The sequence below is a fragment of the Candidatus Marivariicella framensis genome (assembly GCF_982709265.1).
The window spans coordinates 44,545-59,218 of the sequence record NZ_CEXPNT010000006.1 but is presented as its reverse complement, the minus strand read 5'-3'; the positions used below and the strand labels follow the sequence as shown (position 1 = coordinate 59,218).

The 14,674-nt window shown below is 30.7% G+C and carries 15 protein-coding genes; 4 read left to right on the top strand and 11 right to left on the bottom strand.

Annotation, left to right across the window (positions count from 1 at the left end; translation table 11 throughout):
* The 6 genes from AC34EU_RS03525 to AC34EU_RS03500 all read right to left on the bottom strand — a co-directional run.
* Nucleotides 1–464 (bottom strand): tetratricopeptide repeat protein (locus AC34EU_RS03525; protein WP_487533320.1); only part of this gene is annotated, 464 nt, incomplete at its 3' end.
* Complete coding sequence (locus tag AC34EU_RS03520) at nt 461–1,381, bottom strand: VWA domain-containing protein (RefSeq protein WP_487533321.1); 921 nt, start codon at nt 1,379–1,381, stop codon at nt 461–463. The genes AC34EU_RS03525 and AC34EU_RS03520, both read right to left, overlap by 4 nt.
* Before the next feature lie 126 nt (nt 1,382–1,507).
* Entirely contained in the window at nt 1,508–2,509 is a 1,002-nt protein-coding gene (locus AC34EU_RS03515) for a vWA domain-containing protein (RefSeq protein ID WP_487533322.1), read from the bottom strand.
* A 2-nt stretch (nt 2,510–2,511) separates the two neighbouring features.
* Nucleotides 2,512–4,074 (bottom strand): hypothetical protein, encoded by a 1,563-nt coding sequence (locus AC34EU_RS03510; protein ID WP_489696064.1) that lies wholly within the window; start codon nt 4,072–4,074, stop codon nt 2,512–2,514.
* Between the two features lie 60 nt (nt 4,075–4,134).
* The gene (locus AC34EU_RS03505) at nt 4,135–5,004 is read right to left on the bottom strand and encodes a DUF58 domain-containing protein (protein ID WP_487533324.1); all 870 of its coding nucleotides are present in this window, start codon (nt 5,002–5,004) and stop codon (nt 4,135–4,137) included.
* A gap of 11 nt (nt 5,005–5,015) precedes the next feature.
* On the bottom strand, nt 5,016–6,017 hold the full coding sequence (locus AC34EU_RS03500) for an AAA family ATPase (protein ID WP_487533417.1): 1,002 nt from the start codon (nt 6,015–6,017) through the stop codon (nt 5,016–5,018).
* A gap of 141 nt (nt 6,018–6,158) precedes the next feature.
* Between AC34EU_RS03500 and AC34EU_RS03495 the strand changes: the two genes are divergently transcribed.
* A complete protein-coding gene (locus AC34EU_RS03495) occupies nt 6,159–7,031 on the top strand; it encodes an aldo/keto reductase (protein ID WP_487533325.1) in 873 nt (290 codons plus the stop codon).
* A gap of 5 nt (nt 7,032–7,036) precedes the next feature.
* Complete coding sequence (locus tag AC34EU_RS03490; RefSeq protein WP_487533326.1) at nt 7,037–7,789, top strand: SDR family NAD(P)-dependent oxidoreductase; 753 nt, start codon at nt 7,037–7,039, stop codon at nt 7,787–7,789.
* Here AC34EU_RS03490 and hflX read toward each other — a convergent pair.
* The 3 genes from hflX to AC34EU_RS03475 are packed head-to-tail and all read right to left on the bottom strand — an operon-like array spanning nt 7,786 to nt 10,927.
* Nucleotides 7,786–8,997, bottom strand: a complete 1,212-nt coding sequence (hflX, locus tag AC34EU_RS03485) for a GTPase HflX (protein ID WP_489696063.1) — start codon at nt 8,995–8,997, stop codon at nt 7,786–7,788. The two genes, AC34EU_RS03490 and hflX, sit on opposite strands and share 4 nt — an antisense overlap.
* The gene (locus tag AC34EU_RS03480) at nt 8,990–9,763 is read right to left on the bottom strand and encodes a UDP-2,3-diacylglucosamine diphosphatase (protein ID WP_487533328.1); all 774 of its coding nucleotides are present in this window, start codon (nt 9,761–9,763) and stop codon (nt 8,990–8,992) included. Before AC34EU_RS03480 ends, hflX begins: the two co-directional genes overlap by 8 nt.
* A gap of 21 nt (nt 9,764–9,784) precedes the next feature.
* Nucleotides 9,785–10,927: a cystathionine gamma-synthase gene (locus AC34EU_RS03475; protein ID WP_489696069.1), complete on the bottom strand. Its 1,143-nt coding sequence runs from the start codon at nt 10,925–10,927 to the stop codon at nt 9,785–9,787.
* Nucleotides 10,928–11,099: 172 nt separating this feature from the next.
* On the opposite strand from AC34EU_RS03475, the gene AC34EU_RS03470 reads away from it, so the two are divergent.
* Both AC34EU_RS03470 and AC34EU_RS03465 read left to right on the top strand, forming a co-directional pair.
* Complete coding sequence (locus AC34EU_RS03470) at nt 11,100–11,396, top strand: arsenate reductase family protein (RefSeq protein WP_487533329.1); 297 nt, start codon at nt 11,100–11,102, stop codon at nt 11,394–11,396.
* Complete coding sequence (locus AC34EU_RS03465) at nt 11,389–12,285, top strand: DMT family transporter (RefSeq protein WP_487533330.1); 897 nt, start codon at nt 11,389–11,391, stop codon at nt 12,283–12,285. The genes AC34EU_RS03470 and AC34EU_RS03465 overlap by 8 nt, the downstream gene beginning before the upstream one ends.
* Before the next feature lie 4 nt (nt 12,286–12,289).
* Here AC34EU_RS03465 and AC34EU_RS03460 read toward each other — a convergent pair whose 3' ends face one another.
* Together AC34EU_RS03460 and AC34EU_RS03455 are read right to left on the bottom strand one after the other, a co-directional pair.
* A complete protein-coding gene (locus AC34EU_RS03460; protein ID WP_487533331.1) occupies nt 12,290–12,934 on the bottom strand; it encodes a gluconate 2-dehydrogenase subunit 3 family protein in 645 nt (214 codons plus the stop codon).
* A gap of 3 nt (nt 12,935–12,937) precedes the next feature.
* Entirely contained in the window at nt 12,938–14,629 is a 1,692-nt protein-coding gene (locus AC34EU_RS03455; protein WP_487533332.1) for a GMC oxidoreductase, read from the bottom strand.
* Nucleotides 14,630–14,674 lie beyond the last annotated feature (45 nt).

Sequence of the window (14,674 nt, the reverse complement as noted above, 5' to 3'; positions counted from 1 at the left end):
TTATTTTGTTTATCCTTGTCTTTATTATTTTTATTTTCATCCTCTAATAAAGACTTTGCAAGAGCATAATTATATCTAGTTTCGTTATCTGAAGGATTATTTCTTAGTGCATTTTTATAGGATTCTACTGCTTTTTCATATTCTTTTTTCTTCATATAAACATTACCCATATTGTGAAGCGCTGCATGCTTTTCAGTTTTATTTTCAGAAAATTTTTGAGTTCTAAAAAACTGTTGTGCAGCTTCATCATATGCATTTGCCTGATATTGAGTGTTTCCAAGGTTAAATAAAGCTTTTGGAGTTTGAGGTGCTCTTGTTAGAGCAAGACGATAATCCATTTCTGCTCCTAAATAATCTTCCTTTTTAACTTTTTCATTTCCTTCATACAATTCATTGTCAATAGAAGTTTTTTGAGAAATCAAAGAAAAGCTAATAAGTAAAAATAATAGGTTTAAGTATTTCATTTTAATTTTTTTTCATTAAAAAGGTTTAATTTTTTTAACCACATTGTTTCTTTTTCAAAAATAAATAATTCGATTAAAAGTAATATAAATGATATAAAAATAAATGGCTGAAACCGATCTTTATAACTGACGAATTTTTTTGCTTCAAATTCTTTTTTTTCTAAATTTTTTAAAATCTCAGACACAAAGGCTAATACCTCTTTCGTGTCATTTCCATCTATATATTGTCCATTAGCATTTTCAGAAATTAATTTTAAAATTTCAGTATTTCTTTTTGTTATTACAACCTCTCCATTTTCATCTTTTTTATAACTTTCCAATACGCCATTTCTTTTAATTGGGATTGGTCCTCCTGATTCTGTTCCAATTCCAAAAGTAAAAATTTTAATTCCATTAGCAGCTGCTCTCTTAGATGCACTTTCTGCCTCGTCAGAGTGGTCTTCTCCGTCAGAAATAATAAAAACAACTCTATTGGTTTGATCCTCATCATTAAAATATGTTGATGACAAATCTAATGCAGAATTTAGAGCAGTTCCTTGAGAAGACAACATATCCGTGTTTAAACTTTGTAAAAACATTTTACCTGCATTATAATCAGTCGTTATCGGCAGTTGGGGAATAGCCTGGTTTGCATAAGCTATTATACCTATTCTATCACCAACCAAATTATTTATTATTGCTGAAACAAGTCGTTTAGCTTTTTCAATACGATTAGGGGCAATATCCTCTGCTAACATGCTTTTAGAAACATCTACAGCAAAAACAAGATCCACCCCTTCTCTTTTTACAGTTTCTAACTCTGTACCTATCTTAGGATTAATTAACCCTATTATTAAAAAAAATAACGAAAGAATTAAAAGAAGAAACTTCAATGAAATCTTAAATATTGATCGATTGGGACTTAAATATTTTATCATTTTTAAACTAATAAACTTTTTTTGAGTATTTAACTTCCATCTCATAACCCATAAAAATAAAACCAAAAGAAATGGAATAATAAAAAATAAGTACGTGTAGGATGGTTCGTCTAATAAATACATAATTTATATAAAGCTTCTAAAAAGTGTGTTACGTAAAATAAATTCTAATATTATGAAGGTTAAAGCTAAAAAAATAAAAGGACGATATTTCTCATTATAGTTAGTATACTTAAATTCTTCGATTTCTGTTTTTTCTAACTTATTAATAACAGAATAAATTTGTTTTAATTTTTCGTTATCTGTAGCTCTGAAATATTGACCACCTGTCATGTCAGCTATTGATCTTAGGAGCTTTTCATCAATTTCAACTTTAGTCATTCCATATTGAAAGCTACCATTAGGCATAATTCCTATTGGAGCTTTTGCCATTCCATTGCTCCCAAGGCCAATAGTATATGTTTTAATTTCATATTCAGCTGCTAATTCAGAAGCGATTTTTGGATCAATAAAACCAGAATTATTAACTCCATCTGTCAAAAGAATAATTACTTTACTTTTAGCTTTGCTATCTTTTAACCTATTAACTGATGTGGCTAATCCCATTCCAATTGCAGTACCATCTTCGATTAATCCTTGATATTGAATTTCAGATAAACTATTTTTAATGATATTTTTATCACTGGTAATTGGAGTAAGAGTATAACTCTCGCCAGCGTATACTACCAAACCTATTCTGTCAGATACTCTATCATCAATAAAATCTGAAGCCACCCTTTTTAAAGCATTAAGACGATTTGGTTTTAAATCTTGAGCTAACATACTAGAAGAGACGTCAATTGCCATAACAATATCTATTCCTTTGTTAGTTTTACTCTTAACCGATGTTTCTGAGGTTTGAGGTCTAGCCATTGCAATTATTAATAGAGATAAAGTAATTATTCTAAAAATAAAAAGTGTTGGCCTTAAGTATATTCTCAATGTTTTTCTTTTAATGGTATCTAAATTTGATAATTGAAGATGAGCTTGTCTATTTTTATGAGAATAGATTTCCCATATAATTAACAATGGTATTAGACCAAAAAGCCAGAAAAAGTATGGGTTTAAAAAAGATAAGTTTTCTAACATATTTATAATTCTTTTATTAATTCAATACTATTAATAATTTTTTTACTTATTTCATTACCATAACGGTCATCTTTATTGTAAATCAATGTTAAACTAACTCTCCCTTTATCATAATCAATAATTAAAGTTGTGAAATAGCATCTTACCATCTCATCGTCTTTAACCTTTAGAAGATCAAGAGTCCCTGATATTTTAAGTGTAGGAAGACCAGAAGATGTTTCATAATTATCTGTATCCATTAATATATTCACAGCTCCCTGACTTTGGTATCTTTCAATTGTTTGATTAATAATTTTTTTAGTTTTTTCTTCTCCACTTATCTTACTGTTTCCCTGTGAGTTTTCATTTGAATCACTTTTATCATTCTTTTCAAAAAGTAATTCAATATAGTATTTGGATTGAATACTATCCATTATAAAAAGAGTGGATGTGTTTGGATTAATTATTTTTCTTTCTAAAATTTTTGGAGTTAACAATTTTATTGGAGGGGAGCCATACTGAGAATTAAACCACTCATTATTAATTAATTTTTTGGTTGGATATCCAAATAATGTATCTCTAACAGGATAATATCCAAATATTAATATTAGAAGTATAATTGACGAAACGGATAAAATAAATATTGAACTTAAAACCCATTTTAATATTTTTTTTTGTTTTTCTTTTCTTAAAAATTCTTTATAAAATTTTTTAGCTTTTAATTCTTCGATTGTTGGCTCTGGTAAAACCTCTTTTGTTTCTATAACAACATCTTCTAACAATTGCCTGTCTAACTTAGCAGCACCTGAGTCTGGAACGGCTCTAGCAAACTTTACTAAATCAGCAGTTCTAAGAACAGTTTTTAAATTCTTGATGGTTAATTCTTCTAAATCTAATTTTCCTTCTTGTTTGTGTAGCTCTAATTTTAATAACAGTTGATCTGAAGTACTTTCCAATGCATCTATATTAATTTCTTCTTCGATATATCTTCTAACGACCTGTGTTAATTCAGAATAGTATGTTTTAAAGTCCTCTTGAATTTCAGGATTTCTTTTTTCTAATTCTTTGAGAGCTTTAATTGCTCTTTCAAAAGGAGGAATAATTTTTTTTCTTTCTGATGATTTTCTTTGATAAACAAGTGTTAAATAAATCAAACCAATAAAAATAAGTGCTATTATAACTGCATAAACAGATCTCTTAATTAGATCATCATAATTTTTTCTAACCTTTTGAAGTGGTTTGATTTGATAGAGCTTCTGTTTAAATGTATCAACAATAATGTCTTTTACCTCAATTTTTACTGAGTCTGAAAGCTTGGAAAAACCATTAACTAACACTCGTTGTGGAGGTATCTTATAGTGTCCTGAATCAAATTGAATTAAGGCATATTTCTTGGTCAATAAGTACTTGTTTTTAATTTTCTGAGTGTCTGTTGGGAAAATTTCTAAAAGTTCCATTGGGGCAATTTGCAACTTCTCTGGAAATTCAATTCTTTGAATTGAATCAACTTCAATATTTAAAAAATAATCAATTTGTTCTCCAATATTAATTGTACTAGAAACAACACCAGAATTGACTTTTGGCATGATTTGACAATTAACTTTACCAAATACTAAAAAAATTAAAGTAAATCTGAAAAAATTCATTTATCTAGTTCTTTTTTTAAAATAACCTAATAGTTTTTTTACATAACTTTCTGAAACTCCACAACTGATTGATCCTGCGCCATTTTTATTGAATAATGTTGAAAAGTTTTCAGCATTTTTCGCATACTCAATTGAATAAGACTCGCGAATTAATTTAGAATCAGTATCAACCCATGAAAGTCCTTTTTTTTCTGAATCCATAATTGGTATAAGTCCCATTTTAGGCATAAATGTTTCTAGTTTATCATAAATTCTAATCCCTGTCAAATCATGTTTTTTTGCAGCAATTTTTAATGTTTTTTCGTAATTAGAATCAATAAAGTCTGACAAAAGGAACACTATCGCTTTCTTTTTCAGAACACTAGATAAAAAAGCTAATGCTTCTCCAATATTAGTTGATCTATTAATGGGTTCAAACTCAAGCAATTCACGTATTATTCTTAAAACATGTGAGCGTCCTTTTTTGGGGGGTATATATAACTCTATATTACCTGAAAACATTGCTACACCTACTTTATCATTATTTTGAAGCGCAGAAAAAGCTAAAGTAGCTGCTATTTCAGTTATCACTTCTCTTTTTGTTTGAGATTGAGAACCAAAAAACTCCGAGCCACTAATATCTATCAAAAGCATCAAAGTAAGTTCCCTTTCTTCTTCAAAAATTTTTATATAAGGGCTGTTGTACCTTGCAGTTACATTCCAATCAATGGCTCTTACGTCATCTCCAAACTGATATTGTCTAACCTCACTAAATGTCATACCTCTACCTTTAAAAGTACTATGGTATTCTCCACCAAATATATGATTGCTTAATCTTCGAGTTTTAATCTCGATTTTACGAACTTTTTTTAAAAGTGCTTTAGTATCCATGAAATTATAGCTTAGGGTACTTCTACTTCATTTACTATTTGACTAATTATTTCTTCAGTACTAATATTTTCAGCCTCAGCTTCGTATGTTAAGCCAATTCTATGACGAAGAACATCATAAATTACAGCTCTTATGTCCTCAGGAATGACATACCCTCGATGTCTTAAAAACGCATGGCATTTTGCGGCAGTTGCTAAATTAATACTTCCCCTAGGAGATGATCCAAATCCAATTAATGGATTAAGTTTACTTAGGTTATAGTTTTCAGGATAACGAGTACAAAAGATTAAATCAAGTATATATTTCTCAATTTTTTCATCCATATATACTAACCTAACTGATTCTTGGGCGCTAATAATTTGCTTTATTGAAACAACTGGCTTTATTTTTTCGAAAGCTCCTTTTAAATTTGAACGAACAATTAATCGTTCGTCTTCAATTTTGGGATAATCAATGATTGTTTTTAACATAAATCTATCAACCTGAGCTTCAGGTAATGGATAAGTTCCTTCTTGTTCTACTGGATTTTGAGTTGCCATTACTAAAAAGGGTTCCGTTAGCTTAAATGAAGTATCTCCAATTGTAACTTGCTTCTCCTGCATAGCTTCTAGAAGCGCAGACTGAACTTTTGCTGGAGCACGGTTTATTTCATCAGCCAATACAAAGTTTGCAAATATAGGCCCCTTCTTTATTGAAAAATCATTCTCTTTCATATTAAATATCATAGTTCCTATTACATCGGCAGGTAAAAGGTCTGGTGTAAACTGTATACGACTGAAACTACCTTTAACTGCCTGACTTAAAGTGTTAATCGCTAAAGTTTTTGCAAGACCTGGAACTCCTTCTAATAAAACGTGGCCACGACCTAAAAGCCCAATGACAAGTCTTTCAATCATAGTTTTTTGACCAACTATAACTTTATTCATTTCCATAGTAAGAAGATCTACAAAGGCACTTTCCTTCTCAATGATTTCATTTATCGAATTAATATCTATGTTAGTGTTTTCCATGATATATATTAAGGTTTAAAATTTAGTGCAACAAAAATGAAGATTAATTTTAGCAATTGTTGTTAATAATTGGTTAAAAAATAGAACTAGTTGCAAGCCTAGAGGCACAAAGTATTACTATTTTAGAAGAAATTATAGCTTTTAATGAATAAAGAACTGGCTTCTAATATTATTTCAGGAACAATGACTTGGGGCAAATGGGGTATAGGACTATCCACCCATAAAATGCAGGAACTAATTGAATATAATCTTGAAATAGGTATAAATTCTTTTGATCATGCAGATATTTATGGCGGATATACTACTGAATCTGAATTTGGAAAGGCACTTCAGCTTTCAAGTATTCAAAGAGAAAATATAAAACTAATTTCTAAATGTGGAATTCAGTATCCATCAGACTTAAGGCCAGTTAAAGTAAAGCACTATGATTATTCAGCTAAACATATAAGATATTCTGTTGAGAATACATTGAGAAATTTAAAAACTGAATATATTGATGTGTTTTTACTCCACCGACCGAGCCCTTTGATGAATCCTGATGAAATTGGTCCTGTAATTTCAGATCTCGTAAACGAAGGGAAAATACTAGAATTTGGAGTCTCTAATTTTACAAAACATCAAATAGAATTATTAAGTGTATCAACAAATATCAAACATAACCAGATTGAATGCTCTTTAACTCATACTGATTCATTTAGTAATGGAACTCTTGACTACTGTCAGCTAAAAAAAATAAATGTAATGGCATGGTCTCCTTTAGGTAGTTATTTTAAGGTTTTAGACAAAAAAAGAGCTAGAATTAATTCTGTTTTAGAAAATCTCTCCCAAAAGTATTCTTGCAATGAAGATCAGCTTATTTTAGCATGGTTATTTAAGCATCCTTCGGGAATCAACCCTGTAGTTGGAACCACTAAAAAAGAAAGACTTTTATCATCTGTAAAAGCAAAATTTATAAATCTTGAAACAACCGATTGGTTTGAAATTCTAGAAGCTAGCTGGGGAGAACGTATACCATAAAAACTATGATAAAAAAAACAATTTTAATAACTGGGTCAAGTAGTGGAATTGGCTGGTCTACTGCAGAAAAACTAGCAACAAAAGGACATCATTTAATATTATGTGGAAGAAATTTAAATAAACTTGAGGAGTTGTCAAATAAATTAAATACAAATACACATATTTTAACTTTTGACGTTAGAAATAAAGAGGATGTTTTTAAATCCATTGCATCCATTCCAAAAAAGTTTAAAGATATTGATGTAATAATTAATAATGCTGGAAATGCTCATGGACTTGCCCTTGTGCATGAATCAAATATTTCAGATTGGGAAGCGATGATTGATGGAAATGTTAAGGGTCTTTTTTATGTAACAAAAGCAATTTTGAATGATATGGTTGAAAAAAAATCAGGTCAAATAATTAATGTTGGATCAATTGCTGGAAAGGAATCTTATCCAAAAGGAAATGTTTATTGTGCGAGTAAAGCTGCTGTTGAAAAATTTACAGAGGGTCTTCGCTTAGACTTAAATCCTTTTGGCATAAGAGTTGGCGCTATTAATCCTGGATTAGTAGAAACAAACTTTTCTAATGTTAGGTTTAAAGGTGACAAGGAAAGAGCTAAAAAAGTTTATGAAGGTTTTACTCCATTATCTCCTGAAGATGTTGCAGATTCTATTTGCTATATGATAGACGCTCCAAATCATGTTAATGTAGCTGATTTAACGATTTTACCTACTGATCAAGCTGGAGCTTATGTCTTAAATAAATTAAATTAATACCCGTCTAGTCCCTCTGGATACAAAAAGTGATTATAAGGGAATCTAGTAATATGAATATCACGAACGACTTTATATGTGTCTTCTCTAAACTTTTTAAAATTATCTTTTTGAAGAGCAGATATAAATACACTTTTACCATTACTTTGACTAACCCAAGAAGTTTCTAATTCTTCAATAGTAAAGTTCTTGTTTGTCTTTTTAGAAATTAAATCATCTGAATCCCATGGTTCTGGTTCGTATGCATCAATCTTATTAAAAACCATTAATGTAGGTTTGTCTATGCTTTTTATATCGTGTAAAATTTGATTTACAGACTCAATGTGATCTTCAAAATTAGGGTGAGATATATCAACAACATGAAGGAGCAAGTCGGCCTCTTGAACTTCATCAAGGGTGCTTTTAAATGATTCAACCAATTGAGTTGGAAGCTTTCTTATAAAACCTACTGTATCACTAAGCAAAAAAGGAAGATTACCAATTACAACTTTACGCACAGTAGTATCTAAGGTAGCGAACAATTTATTCTCAGCAAAAACATCACTTTTTGAAATTACATTCATTAAGGTTGACTTTCCAACGTTGGTGTATCCAACTAAAGCTACTCTAACAAGATCCCCTCTATTTCCTCTTTGAGTTGCCATTTGCTTATCTATAAGTAATAACCTTTTTTTTAGAAGTGAAATTTTATCTCTGACTATTCTTCTATCGGTTTCAATTTCGGTTTCTCCTGGACCCCTCATTCCTATTCCTCCTTTTTGCCTTTCAAGATGAGTCCAAAGCCCCTTCAAACGGGGAAGTAAATATTGATATTGAGCTAATTCTACTTGGGTTCTTGCATAGCTTGTTTTAGCACGTTGAGCAAAAATATCAAGTATCAAGCCAGTTCTATCTAATATTTTACACCTAAGAATTTTTTCTATATTATTTTGTTGAGCAGGGGTTAATTCATCATCAAAAACAACTGTACTTACATCATTTTTACTAACAAAAACCTCAACTTCTGCTAACTTACCGCTTCCAATAAAAGTTTTTGGGTTAGGTGAATTTATTTTTTGAGTAAATCTCTTTATCACTTCTCCCCCTGCAGTAAAAGATAAAAACTCAAGTTCATCTATATATTCTCTTGATTTTTCTTCGTTTTGCTCAGGGGTTATTACACCAACTAAGACGGTCTTTTCGTAAACTAATGATTTTTGTTCAATCATTAGTTAGTTTCCAAGTTTTCAACAATAGATTATAATTATTAAATTCAGCATATGTGTAATGATTAATCCAATCTCCTAGATTAATATAACGAGATTTTTCAGTTGAAAGGTCCAAAGGAATATGTCTATGACCAAAAACATAAAAGTCTCTTGATTTTTCTTTTTGTTTTCTCAAAACGTATTGAAAAATAATTTCATTTTCAGGCCCATCATATTTTATATTATCATCACCAGAAATTAATTTATTGTTTATAGATAAATACTGAGCCAGTTTTACTCCAATATCAGGATGAATCCATCTAAATAAAAATTTCGATATTGGATTAATGAAGATTTTTTTCATTCTTTTATATCCATAATCTCCAGGGCCAAGACCATCTCCATGACCAATTAAAAAAGACTTACCATTTAAATTGAACTCCTGAGGCTTATGAAATACAGGAATGCCAAGTTCAGTAATAAAATAATTCTCCATCCACAAGTCATGGTTACCTACGAAAAAATATATTGGAATACCCTTATCAGACAGATTGGCTAATTTTCCAAGAATTCTCACAAACCCTTTTGGAACAACAGATTTATATTCAAACCAAAAATCAAAAAGATCGCCTAATAAAAATAAAGCACCGACATCTTTTTCTATATAATTAAGCCATTCTAAAAACTTATTTTCTCTAATTTTACTAGAATCTGTAGATGGAGCACCAAAATGCTGGTCTGAAGCAAAATAGATTTTTTTATTTTTTGAAATGGATAAAGTATTCATCTACTACAAAGATAGTGAAGCTTAATGATTAACCGCTTGTTCAATATCATCTATCAAGTCTTGAGAATCTTCTATTCCAACACTAAGTCTTATCAAAGAGTCTAAAACTCCACTTTTTTCTCTTATTTTTTTTGGGATAGATGCGTGTGTCATACTTGCTGGATGACCAGATAAACTTTCAACACCACCAAGAGATTCAGCTAAAGTAAAGATCTTAAGGTTTTCAATAATTTTTATAGCATTTTCATAGTTAGAACCTTTAGGGATAAAAGAAATCATTCCTCCAAAATCATTCATTTGCTTTTTTGCGATTAAATGATTTGGATGATCAATTAAACCTGGCCAATATACTTTTTCAATTAAAGGACTCTTATTTAAAAACTCTGCTATTTTTTTGCCATTATAACAATGACGTTCCATCCTTACAGCTAAAGTTTTAATTCCTCTTAGGGTAAGGAAACAGTCCATTGGTCCTGGAACAGCTCCACTTGCGTTTTGAATAAAACGGAGACGTTCCTCAAGGTCGTCAGAATTTACAATTAATGCTCCTAAAATGACATCACTATGGCCAGCAATATATTTTGTCGCAGAGTGCATAACAATATCAGCTCCTAGTAAAAGTGGATTCTGTAAATAGGGTGATGCAAATGTATTATCAACAGCTAATAATATACTGTTTGACTGTGAGATATTACTTACAGCTTGAATATCTACAATATTCATCATTGGATTGGTAGGAGTTTCAACCCAAATTAATTTTGTTTTTTTATTAACCTTAGACTCTATTTCATTTATGTTTTGAAGATCAACAAAATGAAATTTTAAATCAAAGATTTCAAAAATTTTAGTGAAGAGTCTATAAGAACCTCCATACAAATCATGGGTAGCAATTATTTCATCACCAGGCTTTAACAATTTAAGTACTGCATCCATAGCTGCAAGACCCGAGCCAAAAGCTAATCCATGTTTTCCAGATTCTATACTGGCTAATGCATTTTCAAGAGCAGTTCTTGTCGGATTATGGGTCCTACTGTACTCATAACCTTTATGGCCCCCAGGAGTGGTTTGAGCATAAGTAGAAGTTTGATAAATAGGAGGCATAACTGCTCCAAAGGATTCATCAATTTTTTGACCTCCGTGTATTACTCTAGAGTTAAAATGCATTTTTTTCTTCATGAAATTTGGACTTAAATTTTAAACAAATGTATTTGATTTTATCATAAATATAATTACATATGATTAAAATACATTTTCTTTGTAAATGAAAAAATGAGTTTAAATGTTATCTTTTTACTATTTAAAAAACTGTTCAACTTGTAAAAAAATTATTAAAAAATTGGACTTAATTGAGTCAGAGAGCTTAATAGACATTAAAAAACAAGGTATTACTGAAAGTGAACTTGATTTTTTACACTCTCTTTCAGGTAGTTATGAATCATTGTTTAGCAAAAGATCTCAGTTATATAAGCAAAGAAAATTAAAGGATGTTAATCTTGATGAAATTGACTTTAAAAAACTTATTTTGGAACACTACACCTTTCTGAAACGACCAGTATTAGTAATTGATGATAAAATTTTTATTGGAAATTCCCCAGAAATTATTAAACAGGCAAAAAATATTATTAATGGATAAAAGTAAAATTTTAGCTCTTATTGCTGCTTTGATTGCAACTACTATATATGGCTTAAATCATACTATTGCCAAAGTTATAATGCCTCAATATATTGGAGCCTTTGGATTAGTTCAATTGAGACTTATGGGAGCTGGTTTTATTTTTTTCATCATTAGTTTCTTTGCTCCAAAACAGAAAATTGATACCGCCGATTATTTAAGATTATTTTTCGCCGCATTACTTGGTACATGTATTAATATGTTAATGTTTTTAAAAGGATTAGAACTATCTACACCTATTAATAGTGGTGTAATAATTACGTTAACTCCTGTAATGGTTTTGATTTTATCTTATATTTTTCTAAAAGAAAAAATTGGACTCACAAAACTTGGAGGAATTATATTTGGTTTTGCTGGAGCTCTTATATTAATTTTTTATGGAAAAGAAGTTAGTGAAAATGCCCCTAATGCAATGTTGGGGAATATTATGTTTTTAATTAACGCATCTGCGTTTGCTGGATATTTAGTTTTATCCAAGCCACTTACTCAAAGATATCACACTTTAGTTTTGATGAAATGGATGTTTTTTATTGGATTTATTTTATCTTTTCCAGTTACATATAACGAATTTAGGTTAGTACAATGGACCTCACTGCCGTTTGAAGCTTTATGGCGAATGGCTTTTGTTGTTATTGGAACAACCTTTTTAACTTATATGTTAAACATGTATGCACTTAAAAGTCTTCCCGCCTCAACAATAGGGGCTTTCATATACTTACAACCCCCAATTGCAATAATTTATGCTATAGTAACAGGAAATGATTCACTAGATTTAATAAAAGTTATTGCAATGGTTTTAGTTTTTTCAGGTGTATATTTTGCTACTACTAAATTAAAAAAAACATCCTAATAACTTATTGAACAGCCCAAACTAACCCACCTGTTGCTTCCTGAAGGTCAACACATCCCTTTTGTTCTCCTGGAACAGGTCTAAAGTCAAGTACATTTTTTGCTATATATTCGTTGTGCCATCTATAGGCAGACACTGCCCATTGTCTAAGAGTTACAAGTGAAACATATGCCATAGCCTCTTCGGGAACTGATGTGTTTTGATCGTTTAAAATTTTTGACCAATAATTACTATTCATTGAATCCCATTCTTTAATTTGATCACCCTCTGCTAAAAGAAACTTTTTTAATTGATTTTCACATTCATCAAAAGTTAATTTATAAACACTTGATTTTGAATTGGAAATCAATGTGTTATTAATAAGTGAATTCACGTTTTGAATACCATATGTATCTTCTTTCTTAGCTAAACTTGCATATGAGTCAATATACCTGATAAGCTTAAGTTCTGATGCTCCGGGTATTCCATCAGATTCAGGAATAATGAGCTCAAGAAATTTCTCTACAATTTCTTTTTGATCTAATGAAAAAAAGCTTGGTTTCCAATCTATTTCTGATTGACAACTTTGAAATATACTTGCAAGAGCAGGAGTTACAGTTAGTGAACCAACTGAAAATCCAATATTTTTTAATGCGTTTCTTCTGTTCATTTTTTAAATATTCATTTTTTTAAGTTCTTCTACCGCATGATTAGCAGCTCTTGCAGATAAAGCCATATAGGTAATAGAGGGGTTTGTACACCCAGCAGATGTCATAGCAGATCCATCAGTAACATAAACATTAGGAACACTATGAAGTTGGTTGTTTTTATTTAAAATGGAAGTTTTTGGATCATGTCCCATACGTGCTGTTCCCATCTCATGAATACCATTCCCAAAATTGTAAGTAGAATCATATCCAGTAATATTTTTAAAACCAGCCTTATCGAGCATTTCAATGGCTTGTTGCTGCATATCTTTTCTCATATTCAATTCGTTTTCTTTAATTTCACAATCAAAGTTTACTGTAGGCAAACCCCATTTATCAGTTTTATCATAATCTAACGACATGTGATTTTCATGATATGGTAGAATTTCACCAAATGCTCCAAGGTTAATTCCCCAATCTCCAGGAGTTAATATTTCTTTTTTAAATTCAGATCCATATGCATTCTCTGGAATGACATTCCATGAACCTCTACTTCCTCCTCCTTGATACCCATAACCTCTAATGAAATCTTTTTGATCAGTTTTACCTCCAAGATTTCTAAATCTAGGTAAATAATGTCCGTTGGGTCTAGAGCCTGTATAGTATTTGTCTTTATGAGCATCTGAGGTTCCATATGCTCCAATTTGAAAATGATGATCCATTAGGTTGTGTCCTAATTCTCCAGAATCATTTCCCATTCCATTTGGGAATCGATCTGATTTTGACTGCATTAATATTGAAGTTGTTGGAATAGTTGAAGCGCACAAGAAAACGACTTTTGCTGAATATTCTATAGTTTCATTTGTTTCTGAATCTGTAATTCTTACTCCGGAAGCACGTTTTGCCTCTTCATCATAGATAACCTCTGTAACAATAGAGTTAGGTCTTAAAGTCATGTTTCCTGAAGCTTCGGCTGCTGGAAGTGTTGAGGAGTTACTACTGAAATAAGCCCCATAAGGACAGCCTCTTCTGCATTTATTTCTGTACTGACAAGACACTCTTCCTAAGCCTGGCTTAGTTCCCTCAGTAATGTGAGCAACTCTTCCAATTGTAAGTAAACGATCATCATAATTTTGTTCTAGAGATTTTTTTAAATCCTTCTCAACACAAAACATTTCCATTGGTTTGAGGAACTTTCCATCTGGAATTTGAGGTAAGCCTAATTTTTCACCACTAATACCTATGTACTCCTCAACATAATCATACCATGGAGCTATATCTTTGTATCTTATTGGCCAATCAACGGCAACACCTTCTTTTAAATTTGCATCAAAATCTAAATCTCCTAATCGATAAACTTGACGACCCCACAATAATGATCTTCCCCCAACATGGTATCCTCTAATCCAGTTAAATGGTTTTGTTTCGCTGTATGGGTTTTCAATGTCATCAACAAAAAAATGTTTTGTTGATTCAGAATTCACATAACCTGTTCTACTTTGTTTTGGTTGACTTTTTTTAATTTCTTCTGTAATTATATCACCTGCTGGATAATCCCATTTCTGATCGTTCATTGTCTTATAATCCTCAACATGCTTTACCATTGGACCTCTTTCAAGGACTAATGTCTTTAATCCTTTTTCACATAATTCTTTTGCAGCCCATCCTCCACTGACTCCAGTTCCAACGACTATAGCGTCGTAATTGTTTTTAATCATTAATTAATGTTTTATTACTCTTAGTTGGTGTTTTTTATTTCGCTT

Excerpts from the sequence above, each read along its gene's own strand:
- AC34EU_RS03520 (WP_487533321.1), bottom strand. The coding sequence starts at position 1,381 with ATGATAAAATATTTAAGTCCCAATCGATCAATATTTAAGATTTCATTG.
- AC34EU_RS03515 (WP_487533322.1), bottom strand. The coding sequence starts at position 2,509 with ATGTTAGAAAACTTATCTTTTTTAAACCCATACTTTTTCTGGCTTTTT.
- AC34EU_RS03510 (WP_489696064.1), bottom strand. The coding sequence starts at position 4,074 with ATGCCAAAAGTCAATTCTGGTGTTGTTTCTAGTACAATTAATATTGGA.
- AC34EU_RS03505 (WP_487533324.1), bottom strand. The coding sequence starts at position 5,004 with ATGGATACTAAAGCACTTTTAAAAAAAGTTCGTAAAATCGAGATTAAA.
- AC34EU_RS03495 (WP_487533325.1), top strand. The coding sequence starts at position 6,159 with ATGAATAAAGAACTGGCTTCTAATATTATTTCAGGAACAATGACTTGG.
- AC34EU_RS03490 (WP_487533326.1), top strand. The coding sequence starts at position 7,037 with ATGATAAAAAAAACAATTTTAATAACTGGGTCAAGTAGTGGAATTGGC.
- hflX (WP_489696063.1), bottom strand. The coding sequence starts at position 8,997 with ATGATTGAACAAAAATCATTAGTTTACGAAAAGACCGTCTTAGTTGGT.
- AC34EU_RS03480 (WP_487533328.1), bottom strand. The coding sequence starts at position 9,763 with ATGAATACTTTATCCATTTCAAAAAATAAAAAAATCTATTTTGCTTCA.
- AC34EU_RS03475 (WP_489696069.1), bottom strand. The coding sequence starts at position 10,927 with ATGCATTTTAACTCTAGAGTAATACACGGAGGTCAAAAAATTGATGAA.
- AC34EU_RS03465 (WP_487533330.1), top strand. The coding sequence starts at position 11,389 with ATGGATAAAAGTAAAATTTTAGCTCTTATTGCTGCTTTGATTGCAACT.
- AC34EU_RS03460 (WP_487533331.1), bottom strand. The coding sequence starts at position 12,934 with ATGAACAGAAGAAACGCATTAAAAAATATTGGATTTTCAGTTGGTTCA.
- AC34EU_RS03455 (WP_487533332.1), bottom strand. The coding sequence starts at position 14,629 with ATGATTAAAAACAATTACGACGCTATAGTCGTTGGAACTGGAGTCAGT.